We start from the raw sequence: 22963 nt of genomic DNA, 5'->3' as shown, positions 1-22963 counted from the left end.
AGGTGCAAAACCTGAGTAATTTGGTTACACTCCTGTTTATTCATACAGTTTCAACGCCGGGAGGGTTCTCGGCGTTGTTACTCATACCAGTTAACAGGAACCTGGAGAGCCTTTCTTGAGCCAGGAATATACAGAAGACAAAGAAGTTACTCTGAAAAAGCTAAGCAGCGGGCGTCGTTTGCTTGAGGCTGTTTTGATTGTGGTAACCCTTCTTGCAGCCTACTTAATGGCAGCGCTGCTGAGTTTTAATCCTTCGGACCCCAGTTGGTCCCAAACTGCTTGGCACGAACCTATCCACAATCTTGGTGGGGGTATAGGTGCGTGGATGGCCGATACGCTGTTCTTTACCTTTGGTGTTTTGGCTTATGCAATCCCAGTCATTATGGTGATGTTGTGCTGGGCAGCATTTCGCCAGCGCGATGCCAGTGAGCATGTTGATTACTTTGCACTTTCATTACGCCTTATAGGCACATTAGCCCTCATTTTAACGTCATGCGGCTTGGCTGCGCTTAATGTTGATGATCTCTATTACTTCGCTTCGGGTGGGGTGATTGGTAGCTTATTTAGTAATGCTATGTTGCCGTGGTTTAATGGTGTGGGAGCAACACTGACGCTGCTTTGTATTTGGGCTGTTGGCTTAACGCTCTTTACCGGTTGGTCTTGGTTGGTCATCGCTGAAAAAATTGGTGGTGTGGTCTTAGGTTCACTGGCATTTATGACTAATCGTTCTCGTCGCGAAGAGCGCTACGACGATGAGGATGGCAGTGACTATGTAGATGATGACCAGACTAACGAGCAAGAAAAAGACTCGGTGGCGAAAAAAGCCGTGGCAGCAGGCGCTGTAACAGCTAGTGCGCTAGCGGCAAATTCAGCTTATGCCGATGCGGATGATGTCCTCTTTTCAGCACCTTCTGTGACTGATGAGCCATTACCGTTAACTGAAAATGACGATGAATATGATCCTTTACTGAGTTCGCTACGTGCTACAGAGAGTGATGATTCCTCAGCGTTAGTGGCGGCTCCTGCACAGGTCGCTACTCCCCCTGTTCTGAGTTATGAGGATGCTAGTCATAATGATACTGCTCATACTCATGCCCTAAACTCCTTGGTTACTAACAGTCTGGTTTCACCAACTGACAATGTCTCCGCGACACCCCCGCTGTATTCTTTTGAAATACCAGAAGAATCATCCACTCCAATCCCGCGTCGTGACATCATGTCACCGGCTGAACGCCATGACCCTCAAATGGGGTCATGGGAGACACCAGCAGAACAGACCCGTCATTCGCCATTTGATTTTTCAACCGCGCAGCGTCATAGCGATCAGGTGGACAACTTGCTTTCTATGAATCCTGGGGTAGGGGCTGGTCTTGAGGGCCTCACTGCTGCGGATGTGGCCGCGGGTATGGCATCGCCATCTAACCCAATTTCGGTTGCTGGAGTAGTTGGTGCAAGTACGGTAGCCGCGACATTTATGCCAGCATTTACGGCGACCAGCGATAGCAGTTCGCAAGTTAAGCAAGGGATTGGTCCAGAATTACCGCGGCCGAATCCGGTACGTATTCCAACGCGACGTGAATTGGCCTCTTACGGCATTAAGCTGCCTTCGCAGCGTATCGCTGAACAGGAACAACGTGAGCAGCATGAAGAAGAAGCACAAAACGCCCAGGTAAATGCAACGTCATTTGATCCTCAAAGTGAGTCAGAGGATGATGCTGCGCTGCAACAGGCAATATTACGTCAAGCCTTTGCTGACCAACAATCAGCGCGCTATGGCCAACCTGATGCTGCTGGCGTTAATATTTTCTCCGCGCCAGAGCCTGAAGATGAACAAGCTCTGCAAGAGGCTGCATTGCGACAAGCGTATGCTGCACAACAGCAACAACGGTATAGCACCACGCAAAGTGAAGATGCTGCTCATCATGAAAATAACCTTTATAGTCGTGAAATCGAGAATAGCGAAAGCAGTGCAGCTGAACGAGTTCAGCCTGTCGATACCCACAGCGCGTTCACTTTCTCGCCAATGGCTGATTTAGTTGATGAGAGCCCGCGTGAGCCTCTATTCACGCTTTCTGCTCAGAGTGAGTCCGTTGCTGAGAACAGCACTTTTTCGTCAGATCACTCGGAGCAAGAGCCGCCACATCAACATGTATCTGGGTATCAAGCGCATTCAGAGCCAGCAGCACCGGCTCAATCTGCTTATTCTTCAGCTAATACACACTCTTCAGCTAATACGTACTCCGCGTACACACCACCAGCGGTGGCACCGACTTATACCGCACCAGTACCGCCGTTGGTTTCTCAACCCACAACACCGGTGCAATCAATACCACCAAGCCAAGCTGCTCCTTCTGTCGAACCGACGCCAGCGATGGATAGCTTGATTCACCCATTCTTGATGCGAAATGACCAGCCTTTGGTCAAACCGACGACACCATTACCGACACTCGACCTGCTTTCTTCACCGCCAGCGGAAGAAGAACCAGTTGATATGTTTGCATTAGAGCAAACAGCACGTTTGGTTGAAGCGCGTTTGGGCGATTATCGCGTGAAAGCCGAGGTGGTTGGTATTTCTCCGGGGCCTGTCATTACTCGTTTCGAGCTAGATCTGGCTCCGGGCGTTAAAGCTTCGCGTATTTCGAATCTTTCCCGTGATTTGGCACGATCACTTTCTGCTATTGCCGTGCGTGTTGTGGAAGTGATTCCTGGCAAACCTTATGTTGGGCTTGAACTGCCAAACAAACACCGTCAAACGGTTTACCTGAGAGAAGTGCTTGATTGCGCTAAATTCCGTGATAATTCTTCTCCTCTGGCTATCGTGCTCGGTAAAGACATCGCAGGGCAACCGGTGGTGGCTGATTTAGCCAAAATGCCTCACTTGCTGGTAGCCGGTACGACTGGCTCGGGTAAATCGGTTGGGGTGAATGCGATGATCCTCAGCATCTTGTATAAAGCGACGCCAGATGAAGTGCGTTTTATCATGATTGACCCGAAAATGCTTGAGTTGTCGGTCTATGAAGGTATTCCGCATTTGTTAACCGGTGTTGTCACTGACATGAAGGATGCTGCGAACGCATTACGTTGGTGTGTTGGTGAGATGGAACGTCGCTATAAGTTAATGTCTGCTTTAGGTGTCCGTAATCTTGCGGGTTACAACGAGCGCGTAGCGCAAGCGGAAGCGATGGGGCGGCCGATTCCAGATCCATTCTGGAAACCATCCGATAGTATGGATATCTCACCGCCAATGTTGGTGAAACTGCCTTATATCGTGGTAATGGTGGATGAGTTTGCTGACCTGATGATGACTGTGGGCAAAAAAGTTGAAGAGCTGATAGCCCGTCTGGCACAGAAAGCGCGTGCTGCTGGCATCCACCTTGTTCTTGCTACCCAACGCCCGTCAGTTGATGTGATAACTGGTTTGATTAAGGCTAACATTCCCACGCGTATTGCTTTTACGGTTTCCAGTAAAATTGACTCCCGAACCATCCTTGATCAGGGTGGCGCTGAATCGCTGTTGGGGATGGGGGATATGCTGTATATGGCACCTAACTCCTCAATTCCTGTGCGTGTGCATGGTGCCTTTGTCCGAGATCAGGAAGTTCATGCGGTGGTAAATGATTGGAAAGCCCGTGGTCGTCCTCAGTACATTGAGAGTATCATCAGTGGTGGAGATGAAGGCGAAGGCGGTAGCCTTGGGTTGGACAGTGATGAAGAGCTGGATCCACTGTTCGATCAGGCGGTCAGCTTTGTGCTAGAGAAACGCCGTGCGTCTATTTCTGGCGTTCAGCGTCAATTCCGAATTGGTTATAATCGTGCTGCTCGTATTATTGAGCAAATGGAAGCTCAGCAAATTGTGAGTACGCCAGGCCATAACGGTAATCGTGAAGTTTTGGCTCCGCCACCTCATGAGTAATCGCTTGTTCTGAAGCAGTTAACATAGACAGGGCCGCATTGCGGCCCTTATGCAAAGAAGCGTGACCCCATATTTATCAGTGAATTTTATAAGGTATTTAGAATAATGAAAAAACTGCTTGTTGCTTGCTGTCTGTTATCTGGCTTGATTTCAACGCCAGTTTTGGCCGATGCCAGCTCTGACTTGCAAGGTCGCCTGAGTAAGGTGAACAGTTTCCATGCTAACTTCTCGCAGAAAGTCACCACCGCTGATGGTGCGGCAGTGCAGGAAGGTGAAGGTGAACTGTGGGTTAAACGGCCCAATCTTTTTAACTGGCATATGACTTCACCAGATGAGAGTGTCCTGATTTCCGATGGTGAGACATTGTGGTTCTACAACCCATTTGTTGAGCAAGCGACGGCAACTTGGTTAAAAAATGCGACGGGCAATACACCGTTCATGCTGATTACTCGCAACAATCCAGATGATTGGAAGCAATACAATGTGAAGCAAAAAGGTGACGATTTCGAGCTGACGCCAAAAAGTGCAAGCGGCAATCTGAAGCAATTTGCGATTACGGTGTCACCAACAGGCACTATCAAAAGCTTTACTGCGGTTGAGCAGGATGGGCAGCGCAGTGCCTATACGCTTAAAGGGCAACAGAATAGCTCAGCGGATGCCAGCAAATTTAAGTTTACCCTACCTAAAGGTGTGACGCTGGACGACCAGCGGCAGTGAGGTTTGTGTGAGTAATATGTCCCTCGATTTTTCCCAAAATGAGTTTCAACCACTGGCCGCGCGGATGCGGCCTTTGACGTTGGATCAATATATTGGTCAGCAGCATCTGCTGGCTCCGGGTAAACCGCTACCGCGGGCAATCGTTGCCGGGCAGTTACACTCCATGATCCTTTGGGGGCCACCGGGAACCGGCAAAACCACCTTAGCAGAAGTGATTGGTCGTTATGGACAAGCAGACGTTGAGCGTATTTCTGCGGTGACCTCTGGCATAAAAGAGATTCGCGAAGCAATCGAACGGGCTCGACAAAATAGGGACGCAGGGCGGCGCACGATATTGTTTGTGGACGAAGTCCATCGCTTCAATAAAAGTCAGCAGGATGCATTTTTACCCCATATTGAAGATGGCACAATCACCTTTATCGGTGCTACCACTGAAAACCCTTCGTTTGAACTCAATTCAGCTTTGCTCTCCCGTGCGCGCGTCTATTTGTTGAAGTCACTTACGGCTGCTGATATTGAAAAAGTAATTGATCAAGCGATGTCAGATAGCCAGCGTGGCTATGGCGGGCAGAACATCAAGTTACTCGATGAAACCCGCCGAATGATGTCTGAACTGGTGGGTGGGGATGCTCGCCGCGCCTTGAACAGCCTAGAAATGATGGCAGATATGGCAGAAATTGATGCCAATGGGGTACGTGTGTTAACCCCTGATTTGCTTAAAGAAGTTTCTGGTGAACGGAGTGCTCGCTTTGATAATAAAGGCGACCGTTATTACGATCTGATTTCAGCGGTACATAAATCTATTCGTGGCTCAGCCCCAGATGCCGCTTTGTATTGGTATGCGCGGATTATCACCGCTGGCGGTGATCCGCTATATGTCGCACGGCGCTTGCTGGCGATTGCATCGGAAGATGTGGGTAACGCAGACCCTCGGGCCATGCAAGTCGCCATCTCGGCTTGGGATTGTTTTACCCGCGTCGGCCCGGCTGAAGGTGAGCGGGCAATTGCTCAAGCGATTGTTTATCTGGCCTGCGCACCAAAAAGCAATGCAGTTTATACCGCGTTTAAAGCCGCGATGCAGGATGCGCGTGACAAACCTGATTTTGATGTGCCAGAACATCTGCGTAATGCACCGACCAAATTGATGAAAGAAATGGGATTGGGCGCGGAATATCGCTACGCGCATGATGAACAACATGCCTATGCCGCAGGTGAGAACTATTTCCCACCTGAAATGGCCGCTACCCGCTACTATTCTCCATCGCCCCGAGGCTTGGAAGGGAAAATCGGTGAAAAGCTGGCATGGTTGGCTGAGCAGGATCAAAATAGCCCGATAAAACGCTACCGCTAGCCTTGCCGTTGCGGTAAGGTTAGCGCTATAACTGCTTGGTAAGTGGCTGTTTACACCACTTTAACCGCTTACAGCGTTAAATTCGCTTTCACTAACCATTTATGCCCGATATTCATATGGGTATATCCATAACTACAAGCACAGGACTAGCATGCTCGATCCCAATATGCTGCGCAATGAGCTAGACGCAGTCGCCGAAAAACTGGCTCGCAGAGGTTTTAAACTTGATGTTGAGATGTTGCGCCAACAAGAAGAGCGCCGCAAAGTTTTACAGGTTGAAACAGAAAGTCTGCAAGCAGAACGTAACGCTCGATCGAAATTGATTGGTGCGGCCAAGGCGCGTGGCGAAGATATCGAACCATTGCGTTTAGAAGTCAATGTGCTGGGTGAAAAACTGGATGCCGCAAAAGTCGAATTGGATAAGTTGCAAAACGAAATCCGTGACTTAGCCTTGTCGATTCCAAACCTACCAGATGATTCTGTGCCCGTTGGCAAAGATGAAAATGACAACCTTGAAGTTAGCCGTTGGGGTGAACCACGCAAGTATGACTTTGAGGTGAGAGATCACGTTTCCTTGGGTGAAATGGCCGGTGGCCTTGATTTCGCTGCTGCGGTGAAACTGACCGGTGCGCGTTTTGTGGTGATGAAAGGGCAAATTGCTCGCATGCACCGTGCGCTGTCTCAGTTTATGCTGGACTTACATACCGAGAAACATGGCTATCTAGAAGCTTACGTTCCTTATTTGGTCAACCATGCCACGTTGTATGGTACTGGTCAGTTGCCAAAATTTGGCGAGGACTTGTTCCACACTAAACCACTCGAAGAAGAATCAGATAGCAGCAATTATGCTTTGATTCCTACGGCTGAAGTCCCGCTGACTAACTTAATACGTGATGAGATTCTGGAAGAAGAATCCTTACCACTGAAAATGACTGCACATACGCCATGCTTCCGTTCAGAAGCGGGTTCTTATGGTCGTGATACTCGTGGCTTAATTCGTATGCATCAGTTCGATAAAGTCGAGATGGTGCAGATAACCCGCCCTGAAGATTCAATGGCGGCACTGGAAGAGTTGACTGGTCATGCAGAGAAAGTGCTGCAATTACTGGAATTACCGTACCGTAAAGTGCTGCTGTGTACTGGGGATATGGGCTTTGGTTCCAGCAAGACTTACGATCTGGAAGTATGGCTACCGGCACAAGATACCTACCGTGAAATCTCTTCATGCTCCAACTGTTGGGATTTCCAAGCTCGCCGTATGCAAGCTCGTTGCCGTAATAAAACGGATAGAAAGACCCGTTTGGTGCATACATTGAATGGTTCAGGTCTGGCAGTTGGTCGTACCTTAGTGGCGGTATTGGAAAACTACCAGCAAGCTGATGGCCGTATCCAAGTGCCAGAAGTTTTGCGCCCATACATGGGTGGTCTTGAGTTTATCGGTTAATAGGGACGAGTGAGTAAAAAGTGGTTGATTGAAAATTGCTGCTTTTATCATTTGTTCGTTATAAAGCGCCCTCGGGCGCTTTTTCTTTTTTAGAATACGGCTTCGAGTCCCGTTCGCTTATCCTCGGGCAAACCAGCATATTGTGCTATCCCCATCAGAGCGGCAATTGACTTTTTTATCGCCAGTGGCATGATGCGCTCACTCTCATCGCTCCGACGGTTTTTTTCTTATCATGTCCGCATATTCTCGCCCGGTGCTACTTTTGCTCTGTGGGCTTTTGTTGTTTACGATTTCTATCGCGGTTTTAAATACATTGGTTCCTTTGTGGCTATCCCATCAACAGTTGCCGACCTGGCAAGTGGGGATGGTTAGCTCATCCTATTTCACGGGGAACTTAGTTGGAACACTGATTGCTGGGCGTTTAATTCAAGGATTAGGATTTAATCGCAGTTATCATTATTCCTGCATTTTATTTGCTCTAGCGACCTGTGGCCTCATGCTATCAGTCGATTTTTGGAGCTGGTTGGGCTGGCGCTTCTTCGCTGGTGTTGCTTGTGCGCTAATTTGGGTTATTGTCGAAAGCGCTTTACTACGCAGCGGTACGTTAACTAACCGTGGGCAACTGTTGGCCGCCTATATGATGGTTTACTATTTGGGGACCGTGACTGGGCAACTGCTGCTGGGTGTTGTGTCGACAAAACTACTTAATGTCATCCCGTGGGTCAGTGCATTAGTGATTACCGCGATGTTGCCGCTGCTGTTTGCCCATTTCTCACATCAGGAGGGGAGTGAATCCTCTCATGTCGCTATTTGGCCGATGCTAAAGCGCCGTAGCGCGCGTTTGGGTATCAATGGCTGCATTATCTCAGGTGTCCTATTAGGTTCTCTGTATGGGCTGCTGCCGTTGTATTTATCCCATCAAGGAATGAGTGATGCCAGTGTCGGATGGTGGATGGCCTTGCTGGTGAGTTCTGGGATTATCGGTCAATGGCCGATTGGCAAGATGGCAGACCGTTATGGTCGCTTACTGGTGCTACGTATTCAGGTGTTTGTTGTGATCTTGGGGAGTGTCGCCATCTTGGGTCATTACGCCTTGGCGCCAGCATTATTTATTTTAGGATGCGCGGGGTTTACCCTTTATCCGGTCGCGATGGCGTGGGCGTGCGAAAAAGCCAGTGCTGACGAATTAGTGGCGATGAATCAGGCACTTTTGATGAGTTATACCATTGGCAGCCTGACCGGCCCGACCATGACTTCATTGCTGATGCAGCGTTACTCAGACAATTTATTGTTCATCATGATTGCTGGCGTCGCGTTGGTGTATTTGATGATGTTGCTGCGTAAGCCCGATCAGCAGCAAACGCCTTATGCCGCGATTTAACGGCCAAAATAATGCCGCCAGTCGGATACCCAACGGGCGGCATTGATTGAATATTATTTTGTTTGGCTTGGGTCAGCCGAAACACGGCTTTTAGTAGATCACTTTGTGTCCATAGCTTTCCAGAATACCTTTTACGCGGTCCATAATCTCCGCTGTCGGCGGTTTTACTCCATCCAACTTGTATTCTTCGCCCATCGCAATCCACTTATGCTTACCTAACTCATGGTAAGGCAGTAACTCTATCTTCTCGATATTGGTCATATTCTGGGTAAACTCACCCAACATATGCGCAGATTTATCATCGTCTGACCAACCTGGCACCACCACATAGCGGATCCAAGTTTTCTGGTTACGTTTTGCCAAATAGCGGGCAAATTCCAGCGTACGGTGATTGGACACGCCCACCAAATTCTGATGCACGCTATCATCCATTTGTTTCAAGTCCAGCATCACTAAATCGGTCGCATCGAGTAATTCATCGATAACGGGATCATAACGGCGAACAAAACCGTTGGTGTCCAGACAAGTGTGAATACCTTCTTCGTGACAGGCACGGAACCAATCGCGAACAAATTCAGCCTGTAAGATAGCTTCTCCGCCGGAGGCAGTGACACCGCCGCCAGAAGCATTCATAAAGTGGCGATAGGTAACGGCTTCTTTGACCAATTCTTCAACGGTAACTTCTTTACCGCCATGGGTGTCCCAAGTATCACGGTTATGGCAATACAGGCAACGCATCAAACAACCCTGGAAGAAGACGATAAATCGAATACCAGGGCCATCAACGGTGCCACAGGATTCAAATGAGTGAATGCGGCCAAGTACGGACATTGCAGGTTACTCCAATACTGAATAAATAAAGGCCCCACTAAGGTGGAGCCTTTAGTCTAATCTATTTTAGTTATGACTGTCATACTTCAAACTGCAAGTGAGTAGGTTGTTTTCGATTACCCAGCGACTTATTGGTATAAGCCACTGGTGATACTCTGTTACAGCCTACTTGCAACTCGAATTATGTAAGGTCTAAAACTTATATCGACTGAGTAAATGTACGTGTAATAACGTCTTGCTGCTGTTCTTTCGTCAGCGAGTTAAAACGAACAGCGTAACCTGATACACGGATAGTCAATTGCGGATATTTTTCCGGATTTTCCATCGCATCTAACAGCATTTCACGGTTCATGACGTTCACGTTCAAGTGTTGACCACCTTCGATGGACGCTTCGTGATGGAAGTAACCATCCATCAGACCTGCCAAGTTCGCTTTACGAACTTCGTCATCTTTACCCAGTGCGTTTGGCACGATAGAGAAGGTGTAAGAAATACCATCTTTAGCGTAAGCAAACGGCAGTTTAGCAACGGAAGTCAGAGAGGCAACAGCACCTTTCTGGTCACGGCCATGCATTGGGTTCGCACCTGGGCCGAATGGCGCACCAGCGCGACGACCATCTGGAGTGTTACCGGTTTTCTTACCATAAACCACGTTAGAGGTAATGGTCAGTACGGACTGAGTGGCAACAGCGCCACGGTAAGTACGCAGCTTCTGAATTTTCTTCATGAAGCGCTCAACCAGGTCACAAGCAATGTCATCTACACGTGAGTCATTGTTACCAAACTGTGGATATTCGCCTTCGATATTGAAGTCGATAGCCAAGCCATCAGCATCACGAATGGTGCTTACTTTGGCATATTTGATAGCAGACAATGAGTCAGCCGCAACAGACAGACCTGCGATACCACATGCCATGGTGCGATAAACATCACGGTCATGCAGTGCCATCAACGCAGCTTCATAGCTGTATTTGTCATGCATGTAGTGAATGATGTTCAGCGAGGTCACGTATTGTTTGGCCAGCCAATCCATAAAGTGATCCATGCGATCCATGACTTTGTCATAGTCCAGCACTTCATCCATCATTGGTGCTTCTTTAGGACCAACTTGGATTTTCAGTTTTTCGTCAACGCCGCCGTTGATTGCGTACAACATGGTTTTTGCCAAGTTTGCACGAGCACCGAAGAACTGCATTTGTTTACCGACAATCATCGGGCTAACACAACAAGCGATAGCATAGTCATCGTTGTTGAAGTCAGGGCGCATCAGATCATCGTTTTCATACTGTACAGATGAAGTATCGATAGACACTTTAGCTGCGTATTTTTTGAAGTTCAGTGGCAGTTTTTCAGACCACAGAATGGTCATGTTCGGCTCTGGAGATGGCCCCATGGTGTACAGGGTATTCAAGAAGCGGAAGCTGGTTTTAGTCACCAGAGTACGGCCATCAACGCCCATACCGGCTAGAGACTCAGTTGCCCAAATTGGGTCACCAGAGAACAGTTCATCATACTCAGGGGTACGCAGGAAGCGAACCATACGCAGTTTCATCACCAAATGGTCGATTAATTCCTGCGCTTCGATTTCAGTCAGTTTGCCTTCTTTCATGTCACGTTCGATATAAACGTCAAGGAAAGTAGAAACACGACCGAAGGACATTGCTGCGCCGTTCTGGGATTTAACCGCAGCTAAGTAGCCGAAGTAAGTCCACTGTACAGCTTCACGAGCATTTGTTGCTGGGCCTGAGATATCGCAACCATATTTGGCGGCCATTTGTTTGATCTGATTCAGAGCACGATGCTGTTCAGCAATTTCTTCGCGCAGCTGGATAGTCATTTCCAGATCTTTGCCGTTTTCCAGATCATCCTGTAAAGAATTGAACTGAGCCAGTTTGTCTTTCATCAGGAAGTCGATACCGTAGACGGCTACGCGACGATAGTCACCGATGATACGGCCACGACCATAGGCATCTGGCAAGCCAGTCAATACGCCAGATTTACGGCAGTTCAGGATGTCTTTGGTGTAAACGTCAAACACACCTTGGTTGTGCGTTTTACGGTAGTCGGTGAAGACTTTTTTCAGTTGCGGGTCAAGTTCACGGCCGTAAACTTTGCAAGAGCCTTCAACCATTTTGATGCCGCCGAATGGGATCAGAGCACGTTTTAATGGTTTTTCAGTCTGCAAACCAACGATAGTTTCCAGATCTTTATTGATATAACCAGCATCATGGGAAGTGATGGTCGCAACAACGTCGGTATCGAAATCAACTGGTGCATGAGTGCGGTTTTCCAGTTTGATCCCTTCCATGACTTGCGCCCACAGCTTGTCGGTTGCTTCGGTAGAGCCGGCAAGGAAGGACTCATCGCCTTCATAAGGGGTATAGTTCTTTTGGATGAAGTCACGAACGTTTACTTCGTTCTGCCAGTCACCCTGGGTAAAACCTTGCCATGCTTTGGCCAATTTCTCATTAAGTTCGGTCATAATGCATCTACCTTTTAATGTTAATTTCTTCGAAAACCGTGTGCGGCCACACTTAGTGTTGCTGGTCACCGCGCAGATAAATTACCCAGTAAGTTAAGCCAACCAGTAATCCACCACCAATGATGTTGCCAATAGTGACTGGAATCAGGTTATCAATGACAAAGTTACTTACAGTTAGGTTAGCAAAGTGCTCTGGTGCTGTTCCTATGGATTGCCAAAACTCAGGCGAAGCGAAGTTTTTAATCACAATACCCATAGGAATCATAAACATATTGGCGATACTATGCTCAAAGCCGCTGGCAACAAACATGCCCACCGGTAGAATCATCGCAAACATTTTATCCATTATGGTACGGCCGGAGTAACTCATCCAAACCGCCAAGCAAACCATCAAGTTTGCTAAAATCCCCAAACAGACTGCTTCAATAAAAGTATGGTGCAATTTGTGGTCGGCTGTTTGCAGGACATTTAGCCCCCATTGACCATTTGCTACGGTGTATTGGCCGGCGAACCAGATAAGTGCAACGAAGAAGAGTGCCCCGAAAAGGTTCCCAATATAGACATTAACCCAGTTGCAGCCTAGTTGACGCCAAGTAATACGGCCACTGGCTTTAGCAACAGTTGTCAGTACGGTAGAAGTGAAAAGGTCGCCCCCGCACACTACTACTAACATTAGCCCCAAGGAGAAACAAATACCACCCACTAACTTGGCAAAACCAAAAGGCACGCCAGCAGTACCGGTAGTCGCAGTAATATAAAAAACAAACGCAATTGAAATAAACACACCAGCAGTAATCGCTAAATAAAACGTTTTTAGCGGATGCTTGGTGGCTTTGTAGACACCGGCATCTTCGGCTACTTTAGCCATCGCCGCAGGTAATAAGGCATCGAAGGGGTTGTCAGCTTTCACACTAACTCTCTCTTAAGGGTTAATAAAGCACAACGAGATACTAGCAAAGCAGTATAGCGTGAAAATTGATATGGATCATATTGCGTGAGTTTAGCTACGAAGGAATCATTATGAAATGTGTGGATAATGGCATTAACGATTTGATTTTTAAGATAAAAAATTATTTTAATATTTACAAAAAATTTTGATTGAGAGGTTTTGATGCCACTCGGAAGGTTAATCAATAAGAAGGTTTGTAGTTATTTTTATTATTGACGTTAATAAAAAATTAACTATTTATTCACCTCTTTGTCTGCTTTTTTTCTTCAGCCAATAATATTTGTTTAATAGTTCTGTTTATCTACAGAAGCGGCGTCAGAAAATAACGTTTTTTTATGACAAAAACAATTGTTCAACTCAGTAATTGATGCTTATTTGGGATGGGAATAAATGCAACGATAAATAAGCGGCTTTTCAAGGGAGCATTTCCCGCCAATTATTGATTAATCAGCGGGAGAATGAAGTTTTACTCGCCTTTAACCCAGTAGCGGCGTTTGGCTGCTTGCAACTTGGCGTAAGCACCGAGCAGTGCTTGGTGTGCAGGTAATGCTTTCAGGTCTTCATCTACACTGAACAGGCCGTGGAAGCGTTCTTCGCCCGCTAAGACAGCGGAGGCAGCTTCTACGGCTTCTGCACCATACATTTTCACGAATGCGCTGTGATATTGCATCGGTTCACGGTCAGGTTCTTGAGTCAGCAACAAAAGGGTTTGCAGACAACGGTAATAGTTGGCCTGTTTTGCGGTGAAGACCGAAGAGTTGAAGTCCTGTGTCCATTCAAGCCAAATTAGCCCAAGCTCTAGATCGCCGCCTGCTAAGGCCAACATCGATTTCAGCTCACCGACTCGCAGAGTATACCAGCCGTTATCTTTCCCACTCGCGATACCCAATAACTCACGTACGCGGGCAAAATCGTCTAGCCCTTCATCATCGAGCTGCTGGATGAGTTCCAAGTACTGCGCAGGCTGCCAATCGCTATCTGGTAAGGCCAACAACGTGTCACGCAGATGAACACCCATGGTGTTGTTTGCCATCAGCAAGTCTTCTGCTGGGTAAATATCAGACATTCCGGGTACCAGAATACGGCAAGCGTAAACGCCCAGATGTTCGTAGTCTGCGATATACACTTGCGCATCTTCTTGTTTGAAGATAGCCATCAAGGTTGCGAACTCTTCTTCTGTGGTGCCTTTAAAGCTCCAGTCGACAAACGGATAGTCGGCATCTTCTTTAAACATATCCCAACTGATCAAACCGCTTGAATCGATAAAATGCGTTTCCAGATTGGTATGCTCAGCCACTTCTTCGTCATCAAACGTTGGTGCAGTAAAGACGTCTAGATCTTTTAGGCTGCGGCCTTGCAGCAACTCGGTCACTGTACGTTCCAGCGCCACACCAAAATCAGGGTGTGCACCGAACGAAGCGAAACAGGTGCCGTTTGATGGGTTAAACAACACCACACAGATAACCGGATATGCGCCGCCTAAAGAAGCGTCATAAGAGAGGATCGGGAAACCTTCGTCTTCCAGCTTCGCGATAGCTTCCACCACGCCCGGATAGCGATTAAGCACCTCGGCTGGGATTTCCGGCAAGCTGATAGATTCCGCAATAATGCGATTTTTCACATTACGTTCAAAAACTTCTGACAGCGCCTGTACCCGAGCTTCATTTGCTGTATTGCCAGCAGACATGCCGTTGGAAACATACAGATTGCCAATGATGTTCATTGGAATATAGACGGTTTCTAAATCTGACTGGCGGGTAAATGGCAGCGAGCAAATACCACGTTTGGCATTACCTGATTGCAAATCAACCAGATCACTGGCGACTAATTCTTGTTCTGGATCGTAAAACGCCAGCAGATGTTCATCCAAAATGCCTTCCGGCAGCAAATCATCTTCAGGGATCGGGAACCATTTTTCGTTTGGGTAATGAACAAAATCACCTTCCGCAATGGCTTTACCTAAATAGAAATCGGCAAAGAAATAGTTCGTGGATAAACGCTCAAAATATTCACCCAAGGCTGATGCCAGTGCCGCTTTTTTGCTAGCACCTTTGCCGTTGGTGAAACACAACGGACAATCGCGGTCGCGGATATGTACCGACCAAACGTGAGGAACAGGGTTGAGCCAAGAGGCTTCTTCGATATTAAAACCGAGGTCAGTCAGCTTTTGCTGAAAGCGAGAAATGGAGTCTTCCAGTGCAGCATCTTTGCCGGGGATAAAGGTTTGGGTCATGGTCATCACTTTTTGGCGGTACTAAAAACGCGCAATCATACGGGGTTTTAGTTAATAGCTCCACGTATTCCTAAAGTACAGTAATTGTCACAGTTTTATTATGGATATTCCGGATAATTCGCTAGCTTATAAATCATGGAGTCATAATTATGGAATCTATAAAGCTAACTAAATCTATAAAGCTAACAGTATTAGCCGGAATTTTAGCAGGGATCAGCGGTTCTGCCTCTGCTTTGCCCAATATTACTTTATTGGCAACCGGAGGAACTATCGCGGGTGGCGGCGATTCAGCCACCAAATCCAACTATACCGCAGGTAAACTGGGCGTTGATGCCTTGGTCAATGCGGTACCAGAAATGAAAAAACTGGCGAATATTCAAGGCGAGCAAGTCGTGAATATCGGTTCTCAAGATATGAATGATGAAGTCTGGCTGAAATTGGCGAAAAAAATTAATGCCGATTGTGCCAAAACAGACGGGTTCGTCATTACTCATGGTACCGATACGCTGGAAGAAACAGCCTATTTCCTCGACCTAACGGTGAAGTGCGATAAGCCTGTGGTCATGGTTGGTGCGATGCGGCCTGCTACGGCACTTGGTGCTGATGGCCCGTTGAATCTCTATAATGCGGTGGTGGTTGCCAGCGATGCGAATTCAGCCAAACGTGGTGTATTGGTTGCCATGAATGATCAGGTGCTCGCAGGCCGTGATGTCATGAAAACTAATACGACATCGGTCCAAACTTTCCAGTCACCGAATACCGGATCGTTAGGGTATGTCTATGATGGTAAAGTGAATTATCTTCATCAACCCGAGCCAAGGCAACCCGCTTTCGATATTAGCAACCTGAATACCTTGCCGAAGGTAGGTATTGTTTATAACTATGCCAATGCTTCTGATTTACCGGCTAAAGCATTGATCGCAGATGGTTATAAGGGCATTGTCAGTGCTGGTGTCGGCAACGGTAATCTCTACCATTCTGTATTCGATACGCTGGCGACGGCTGCTCATAACGGTGTTGCCGTTGTACGTTCATCCCGAGTACCGACAGGTTCCACGACTGAAGATGCGGAAGTTGATGACACCAAATACGGTTTTGTCGCCTCTGGCTCTCTCAACCCACAAAAAGCACGTGTATTGCTGCAACTGGCATTAACTCAAACCCAAAAACCACAAGAAATCCAACAGTTGTTCCACAAATATTAATCTAGTTGCTCATTGAACGGATCAATCTTCGACGGAGGCTTCGGCCTCCGTTTCTATTTTGTTACCGCTAATCTGAATTAAAACGTCAATACCTAGTTGCCGACTACCTTTAATAGGTAGGAGTTCACTACCAAGTAAGAAGCCACTGGGTTCTAACTCGCGTTTAAGACGATAGGATAACAATAGAATGCAAACTTTTGATTTCAACCGGATGGCGCTGGATAAATTTCCTATCGAATTTCTCGCTGAGGTCGGTATTCGGTGCTTATTCACCTTTGTGCTGGTTTTTTTATTTCTCAAACTGAGTGGTCGTCGTGGTGTACGTCAAATGTCGCTATTTGAAGTGGTGATCATTCTGACACTCGGCTCGGCCGCCGGTGACGTCACCTTTTATGACGATGTGCCACTCTTACCGGTGGTCATGGTCTTTATCAGCATCATGCTTTTGTATCGCCTAGCCACTTATCTGATGTCACGCAGTGAAAAAATCCAACAATGGATGGAAGGCAAGCCCCTTATCATCGTCAGTGATGGCGTATTTGTTTGGAAAACGATGCAGCAGGAAAATATCACGCATGACGAGTTTTTTATGGAGTTACGCCAGCAAGGTGTAGAACATCTTGGCCAAGTGCGGCTTGGCATTTTAGAGGTGAACGGTGCGATCAGTGTTTTTTTCTTCTCCGATGATCAGGTCAAGCCAGGCCTGCCCGTACTGCCGAAATGCTGCATTAGACCGTTCACGACGATTGAGAAAGCGGGTGAGTATGCTTGCAGCCAATGTAGCTTAATTATTTCGCTAGCCAGAGATACCCAAGCGACTTGTCAGCGCTGTGGTCATCACCATTGGGTAGAGGCTTTGCACCATCAACGGGCAAAATGAGTTATCTATCATGCTGTAACGCCGTGCTAAGACCGCGTTTAGTGAATAACTTCAAGATAAGAATAAGATATGGCACAGTCTGCTGCTGGTGAGGTTGAAAGTTTCCCTCGCGATGGCGAATAACCATTGCAGCAGGCGGACTCGAATGATAAAACCGAGTGATGGGTTATCACGATGGCAATCTCAGTAGAGTGTGGTGAGGGGAAATGACACAGGTTTATAATTTTAGCGCTGGTCCAGCGATGCTACCGGTTGAAGTTTTACGTCGTGCGGAACAAGAATTACGTAACTGGCATGGCCTTGGAACGTCGGTGATGGAGATTAGTCACCGCAGTAAAGAGTTTATACAGGTCGCTGAAGAGGCAGAAAAAGATCTGCGCGACCTGATGCAGATCCCAGCGAATTATAAAGTGTTATTCTGCCATGGTGGCGCGCGTGCACAATTTGCCGCAGTACCACTGAATCTGCTGGGCGACAGTAAAAGTGCCGATTATATTGACGGCGGATATTGGGCACACAGTGCAGTAAAAGAAGCACAAAAATACTGCATACCGAATGTTATCGATGTCACGACTCACGATAACGGTCTGACAGGTATTCAGCCCATGAAGCAATGGAAGTTGAGTGATAATGCAGCCTATGTGCATTACTGCCCGAATGAAACCATTGACGGCGTGGCTATCAACGAAGAACCTGATTTCGGCGACAAAATTGTCGTTGCAGATTATTCCTCATCCATCCTTTCACGCCCGATTGATGTTAGCCGCTATGGCGTCATTTATGCTGGCGCTCAGAAAAATATTGGTCCGGCTGGTCTGACGGTGGTGATCGTTCGTGACGATTTATTAGGTAAAGCGCGCACAGAGTTACCGTCGATCCTTGATTATAAAGTGTTGGCTGAGAACGACTCGATGTTTAATACCCCACCGACCTTTGCTTGGTATCTCTCTGGCTTAGTCTTCAAATGGCTGAAAGAGCAGGGTGGTTTGGGTGCGATGGAAAAACGTAATCAGGCTAAGGCCGAATTACTCTATGGCGCGATTGATAAGACGGGGTTCTACCGTAACCAAGTTGCGATTGCTAACCGTTCTTGGATGAATGTCCCCTTCCAAATGGCCGATGCATCATTGGACAAAGTGTTCTTGAGTGAAGCCGAAGCACAAGGCTTGCAAGCGCTGAAAGGCCACCGTGTTGCAGGGGGAATGCGTGCCTCTATCTATAACGCTATGCCAATTGAAGGTGTTAAAGCATTAACAGACTTTATGGCTGACTTTGAACGCCGCCATGGTTGATCTCTCGGGGCGGATGTCAGCCTCAACGAACGTGTAATGCCTTATTTTTGATTGTTATTTAATCTGCCATAACGACAGCCCCGACCTATACGGGGCTGTTGATCATTGAAGACTGGAGAGTGCTTTACCCATGCTGGAATCCCTGACGTTACAACCCATTGCCCTGATTAATGGCACCGTTAATTTACCCGGTTCTAAAAGTGTTTCTAACCGTGCACTTCTTCTGGCCGCGCTGGCCGAAGGGACAACCCAGCTCAATAACCTGTTAGACAGTGATGACATTCGTCACATGCTCAATGCGCTGCAAGCACTGGGCGTCAATGTTCGCCTTTCTGCGGATCGCACCCGTTGCGAAGTTGATGGTGTCGGTGGCAAGTTAACCGCGAGTCAACCATTGGAACTGTTCTTGGGGAATGCGGGAACGGCAATGCGACCATTAGCCGCTGCATTGTGTCTGGGGAATAACGATATCGTGCTCACTGGCGAACCCCGAATGAAAGAGCGGCCTATTGGTCATCTGGTTGATGCATTACGTCAAGGTGGTGCTCAGATAGATTATCTCGAGCAAGAAAACTACCCGCCACTGCGTCTACGTGGGGGCTTTCGTGGCGGTAAACTGACAGTTGATGGCAGTGTTTCAAGCCAATTTCTGACCGCACTGCTCATGACGGCACCATTGGCTGAACAGGACACGGATATTCAGATCCAAGGTGAACTGGTTTCTAAGCCTTATATCGACATCACCCTGCATCTGATGAGTGCCTTTGGCGTGAAGGTTGAACATGAAAACTATCAGGTTTTCCATATTAAAGGCGGGCAAACTTATCGTACACCGGGCACTTATTTAGTTGAAGGTGATGCCTCTTCGGCCTCCTATTTCTTAGCCGCAGCCGCCATTAAAGGCGGTACTGTGCGCGTAACAGGTATCGGTAAGAAAAGTGTGCAGGGTGATACCAAATTCGCGGATGTGCTGGAAAAAATGGGCGCAAATGTGACTTGGGGTGACGATTATATTGAGTGTAGTCGTGGTGAATTGCACGGCATTGATATGGACATGAACCATATCCCTGATGCTGCGATGACTATCGCGACAACAGCGCTATTTGCCAATGGCCCGACGATTATTCGCAATATCTATAACTGGCGAGTCAAAGAAACTGACCGTTTAAGCGCAATGGCAACTGAACTGAGAAAAGTGGGCGCGCAAGTTGAAGAAGGTGACGACTTTATTCGCGTCGTACCTCCTGCACAGTTAACCACCGCAGAGATCGGGACGTATAATGACCACCGTATGGCGATGTGTTTTTCGCTGGTGGCATTATCGGATATTCCGATCACCATCCTTGACCCTAAATGTACTGCAAAGACGTTTCCCGATTATTTCGAACAGTTGGCCCGTTTGAGCCAGCCCGCCTAGCCATAGATTATTCTGTCTAATCAGCCATGATGATGAGCACCGCTGGGTGCTCATTTTTTTAGGTGAAATAGGTGGCTTATTCCCAATGGCTACTCACTACTTCCATTAATAATAAATATTTTTCTGGTGATCCTTCCCATCTCTTCTACACTCCTGCCACTACCATGGTCTTATTTTCAGCAAGTAAACCACGGTGGGGTAACAGTTCACATCGATGCGGCGTATAATGTTGCTCCTGTGTTTGCCCGATGGGGTAGACAAGAGGTTTTGCCTACCGTAAAGGAGAGAGAAATGGCGGCGATAGCCCCGGTGATTACCGTTGATGGGCCTAGTGGTGCAGGTAAAGGCACGCTTTGCAAAGCACTGGCTGAATCGTTGGACTGGCGTTTGCTAGATTCTGGTGCGATTTACCGTGTTTTAGCTTTAGCGGCACTGCATCATCAGGTTGATATCAACACCGAAGAGGCATTGGTTCCACTTGCCGCACATCTCGATGTTCGCTTTGTCTCGCAGAATGGGCAGCTAAAAGTCATTTTAGAAGGTGAGGATGTCAGCAACGAGATCCGTACTGAAACAGTAGGAAACACGGCATCTCAGGCAGCTGCTTTTCCGCGTGTCCGTGAGGCGTTATTGCGCCGCCAGCGGGCATTTCGTGAAGCCCCCGGCTTAATTGCTGATGGTCGCGATATGGGGACAGTGGTCTTTCCTGATGCGCCGGTGAAAATATTTCTTGACGCAAGTTCGCAAGAACGTGCTCACCGGCGTATGCTACAGTTGCAGGAAAAGGGGTTTAATGTTAACTTTGAACGTCTTTTGTCCGAGATACAGGAGCGAGATGATCGCGATCGTAATCGGTCTATTGCGCCTTTAGTCCCTGCTGCAGATGCATTAGTACTGGATTCTACCAGTATGTCTATCGAGCAAGTGATTGAACAGGCGCTGGCTTATGCCCAACGAATTCTTGCGTTGCCGTTAAAAAAATAACGTCAATGCAGTTAGAACTGAGCTCTTAATAATATATTTTTTAATTAAAATTATTCTTGATGAGCACTTAAAACCTTGCTGCAAGGATATGTGGCGAGGCATGTGAAACAACCCCATCCGGCGGGATGCTAGATGGACGTTAAACTTAAGAATCCTGAAGATCATAAACATGACAGAATCTTTTGCTCAACTCTTTGAAGAATCCCTGAAAACAATTGAAACACGTCCGGGCTCTATCGTCCGTGGTGTTGTTGTTTCTATCGATAAAGATATCGTACTGGTTGACGCCGGTCTGAAATCTGAGTCAGCAATTCCAGCAGAACAGTTCAAGAACGCGCAAGGCGAACTGGAAATTCAAGTCGGCGATGAAGTTGACGTTGCACTGGACGCTGTTGAAGACGGCTTCGGTGAAACTCTGCTGTCCCGTGAGAAAGCTAAGCGTCACGAAGCATGGCTGATGCTGGAAAAGGCTTACGAAGAAGCTGCAACCGTTACTGGTGTGATCAACGGCAAAGTGAAGGGCGGCTTTACAGTCGAACTGAACGGTATCCGTGCGTTCCTGCCTGGTTCACTGGTTGATGTGCGTCCAGTTCGCGATACTCTGCATCTGGAAGGCAAAGAGCTTGAGTTCAAAGTCATCAAGCTGGATCAGAAACGCAACAACGTCGTTGTTTCTCGTCGTGCAGTTATCGAATCTGAGAACAGCGCTGAGCGTGATCAATTGCTGGAAAACCTGCAAGAAGGCATGGAAGTTAAGGGTATCGTTAAGAACCTGACTGACTACGGTGCATTCGTTGATCTGGGTGGCGTTGATGGCTTGCTGCACATTACTGACATGGCTTGGAAACGTGTTAAACACCCAAGCGAAATCGTCAATGTGGGCGACGAAATCACTGTTAAAGTTCTGAAATTCGACCGCGAACGTACTCGTGTATCCCTTGGCTTGAAACAGCTGGGCGAAGATCCATGGGTTGCTATCGCTAAACGTTACCCAGAAAGCACTAAGCTGACTGGTCGTGTTACTAACCTGACTGATTACGGCTGCTTCGTTGAAATCGAAGAAGGCGTTGAAGGTCTGGTACACGTTTCAGAAATGGATTGGACCAACAAAAACATTCACCCGTCTAAAGTTGTTAACGTTGGCGACGTAGTGGAAGTTATGGTTCTGGACATCGATGAAGAACGTCGTCGTATCTCTCTGGGCCTGAAACAGTGCAAATCTAACCCATGGCAGCTGTTTGCAGAAACCCACAACAAAAACGACCGCGTTGAAGGTAAAATCAAGTCTATCACTGACTTCGGTATCTTCATCGGCCTGGACGGCGGCATCGACGGCCTGGTTCACCTGTCTGACATCTCCTGGAACGTTGCAGGCGAAGAAGCAGTTCGTGAATACAAGAAAGGCGACGAAATCGCAGCTGTTGTTCTGCAAGTTGACGCAGAACGTGAGCGCATCTCCTTGGGCGTGAAACAACTAGCAGAAGATCCGTTCAATAACTACCTGTCTGTTAACAAGAAAGGTGCTATTGTTACTGGTAAAGTCACTGCAGTTGACGCAAAAGGTGCTACAGTTGAATTGGCTGGCGGCGTAGAAGGTTATCTGCGTGCTTCCGAAGCAACTCGCGACCGCGTTGAAGATGCAACGTTAGTTCTGAACGTAGGTGATGAAGTTGAAGCCAAATATACTGGCGTTGACCGTAAAAACCGCGTAATCAGCCTGTCTGTTCGTGCTAAAGACGAAGCTGATGAGAAAGATGCTATTGCTACAGTTAACAACAAGCCAGAAGAAGGCAACTTCTCTAGCGCAATGGCTGAAGCGTTCAAAGCTGCAAAAGGCGAGTAATAACGGGGGGCGTTCTTTACGCCCCTATACGGTAGTTTAGC

The 22963-nt window shown here is 47.6% G+C and carries 15 protein-coding genes; 11 read left to right on the top strand and 4 right to left on the bottom strand.

Features of this window, described 5'->3' with window-relative positions:
- The first annotated feature begins 115 nt into the window (after positions 1-115).
- The 5 genes from DA391_RS14470 to DA391_RS14450 all read left to right on the top strand — a co-directional run bounded on the left by DA391_RS14470 (position 116) and on the right by DA391_RS14450 (position 8806).
- Positions 116-3913, top strand: coding sequence for a DNA translocase FtsK 4TM domain-containing protein (locus DA391_RS14470; RefSeq protein ID WP_050081431.1), 3798 nt, complete (start codon positions 116-118; stop codon positions 3911-3913).
- A 105-nt stretch (positions 3914-4018) separates the two neighbouring features.
- Positions 4019-4630, top strand: coding sequence for an outer membrane lipoprotein chaperone LolA (lolA, locus tag DA391_RS14465; RefSeq protein WP_050081432.1), 612 nt, complete (start codon positions 4019-4021; stop codon positions 4628-4630).
- A gap of 7 nt (positions 4631-4637) precedes the next feature.
- Complete coding sequence (locus DA391_RS14460; protein ID WP_108087906.1) at positions 4638-5981, top strand: replication-associated recombination protein A; 1344 nt, start codon at positions 4638-4640, stop codon at positions 5979-5981.
- Positions 5982-6132: 151 nt separating this feature from the next.
- On the top strand, positions 6133-7425 hold the full coding sequence (gene serS, locus DA391_RS14455) for a serine--tRNA ligase (RefSeq protein WP_050081433.1): 1293 nt from the start codon (positions 6133-6135) through the stop codon (positions 7423-7425).
- A 232-nt stretch (positions 7426-7657) separates the two neighbouring features.
- The gene (locus DA391_RS14450; protein ID WP_049605352.1) at positions 7658-8806 is read left to right on the top strand and encodes an MFS transporter; all 1149 of its coding nucleotides are present in this window, start codon (positions 7658-7660) and stop codon (positions 8804-8806) included.
- A 90-nt stretch (positions 8807-8896) separates the two neighbouring features.
- Here DA391_RS14450 and pflA read toward each other — a convergent pair whose 3' ends face one another.
- From pflA to ycaO, 4 genes are all read right to left on the bottom strand, one after another.
- Positions 8897-9637, bottom strand: a complete 741-nt coding sequence (pflA, locus tag DA391_RS14445) for a pyruvate formate lyase 1-activating protein (protein WP_005171041.1) — start codon at positions 9635-9637, stop codon at positions 8897-8899.
- 199 nt (positions 9638-9836) lie between these two features.
- Positions 9837-12119: a formate C-acetyltransferase gene (pflB, locus tag DA391_RS14440; protein WP_050081434.1), complete on the bottom strand. Its 2283-nt coding sequence runs from the start codon at positions 12117-12119 to the stop codon at positions 9837-9839.
- A gap of 52 nt (positions 12120-12171) precedes the next feature.
- On the bottom strand, positions 12172-13029 hold the full coding sequence (gene focA / locus DA391_RS14435; protein ID WP_050081435.1) for a formate transporter FocA: 858 nt from the start codon (positions 13027-13029) through the stop codon (positions 12172-12174).
- A 505-nt stretch (positions 13030-13534) separates the two neighbouring features.
- On the bottom strand, positions 13535-15301 hold the full coding sequence (ycaO, locus tag DA391_RS14430) for a 30S ribosomal protein S12 methylthiotransferase accessory factor YcaO (RefSeq protein ID WP_050873290.1): 1767 nt from the start codon (positions 15299-15301) through the stop codon (positions 13535-13537).
- Positions 15302-15450: 149 nt separating this feature from the next.
- On the opposite strand from ycaO, the gene ansB reads away from it, so the two are divergent.
- From ansB to rpsA, 6 genes are all read left to right on the top strand, one after another.
- Complete coding sequence (gene ansB / locus DA391_RS14425) at positions 15451-16506, top strand: L-asparaginase 2 (protein WP_108087905.1); 1056 nt, start codon at positions 15451-15453, stop codon at positions 16504-16506.
- Between the two features lie 187 nt (positions 16507-16693).
- Positions 16694-17386 carry a DUF421 domain-containing protein gene (locus tag DA391_RS14420; protein WP_050286091.1) on the top strand — a complete coding sequence of 231 codons (693 nt, stop codon included), beginning with the start codon at positions 16694-16696 and terminating at the stop codon, positions 17384-17386.
- Between the two features lie 206 nt (positions 17387-17592).
- A complete protein-coding gene (serC, locus tag DA391_RS14415; protein WP_050878981.1) occupies positions 17593-18678 on the top strand; it encodes a 3-phosphoserine/phosphohydroxythreonine transaminase in 1086 nt (361 codons plus the stop codon).
- Positions 18679-18808: 130 nt separating this feature from the next.
- Positions 18809-20095, top strand: a complete 1287-nt coding sequence (gene aroA / locus DA391_RS14410) for a 3-phosphoshikimate 1-carboxyvinyltransferase (RefSeq protein WP_050081440.1) — start codon at positions 18809-18811, stop codon at positions 20093-20095.
- Positions 20096-20386: 291 nt separating this feature from the next.
- Positions 20387-21079, top strand: a complete 693-nt coding sequence (gene cmk, locus DA391_RS14405; RefSeq protein ID WP_019209505.1) for a (d)CMP kinase — start codon at positions 20387-20389, stop codon at positions 21077-21079.
- A 169-nt stretch (positions 21080-21248) separates the two neighbouring features.
- Positions 21249-22922 carry a 30S ribosomal protein S1 gene (gene rpsA, locus DA391_RS14400; RefSeq protein ID WP_004391091.1) on the top strand — a complete coding sequence of 558 codons (1674 nt, stop codon included), beginning with the start codon at positions 21249-21251 and terminating at the stop codon, positions 22920-22922.
- Positions 22923-22963: the final 41 nt, after the last annotated feature.

The sequence above is a fragment of the Yersinia massiliensis genome (genome assembly GCF_003048255.1).
Taxonomy (GTDB): Bacteria; Pseudomonadota; Gammaproteobacteria; order Enterobacterales; family Enterobacteriaceae; genus Yersinia; species Yersinia massiliensis_A.
Note: the sequence above shows the minus strand (reverse complement) of the source record. Positions and strands in the feature narration are given on the sequence as shown.